The organism is Enterobacter cloacae complex sp. P1B (assembly GCF_014982345.1).
Lineage (GTDB): Bacteria > Pseudomonadota > Gammaproteobacteria > Enterobacterales > Enterobacteriaceae > Enterobacter > Enterobacter bugandensis.
Map to the genome: position 1 here is coordinate 1 of NZ_JADCLF010000030.1, position 854 is coordinate 854.

Annotated in this window: 1 protein-coding gene; it reads left to right on the plus strand. The window is 65.6% G+C overall.

The annotated features are described in order from the left end of the window. Positions 1–854, plus strand: an 854-nt coding sequence (locus tag INF77_RS23055; RefSeq protein WP_193543111.1) for a type VI secretion system Vgr family protein, incomplete at both ends; no start/stop codon positions are given.

An 854-nucleotide genomic window follows, 5' to 3' on the forward strand; every position in this document is an offset into this window, starting at 1 on the left:
TACCACCAGACGCCGTCCGGCGGCAGCACGGACGAAGAGGGCATCAGCCAGTGGGCGCTGGAGGACAGCGTGACGCCGGGGATTTACAGCCTCGACGACTATGACTTCCGCAAGCCGAACGCGTGGCTTTTCCAGGCCCAGCAGAACCCGGCGTCGCCGAAGCCGGGCAGCATTGACGTGTACGACTGGCCGGGTCGCTTTGTGGACAAAGGTCACGGGGAGTTCTATGCCCGTATCCGTCAGGAGCGCTGGCAGGTTGAGCACCAGCAGATTCAGGCCACCGCCACGGCGGCGGGGATTGCGCCCGGGCACACCTTCACGTTAACCAACGCGCCGTTCTTCAGCGACAACGGGGAGTATCTGGTGACGGCGGCGGGCTACCACTTCGAGGAGAACCGCTACGCCAGCGGCGAGGGGGAGACCATACACCGTACCGATTTCACGGTCATTCCGTCGGCGGTGGTTTACCGTCCGGCGCAGAGCACGGCTTGGCCGCGCACCTACGGCCCGCAGACCGCGAAGGTGGTGGGGCCGAAGGGGGAGAGTATCTGGACGGACAAATATGGCCGGGTGAAGGTGAAGTTCCACTGGGACCGGCTGGCGAAGGGCGATGACACCAGCTCCTGCTGGGTTCGCGTGTCGAGCGCGTGGGCAGGCCAGGGCTACGGCGGGGTGCAGATCCCGCGCGTCGGCGACGAGGTGGTGGTGGACTTTATCAACGGCGACCCGGACCGTCCGATTATTACCGGCCGCGTGTATAACGACGCGAGCATGCCACCGTGGGCGCTGCCGGCTGCGGCGACGCAGATGGGCTTTATGAGCCGCACGAAAGGGGGCTCTGTGGACAACGCCAA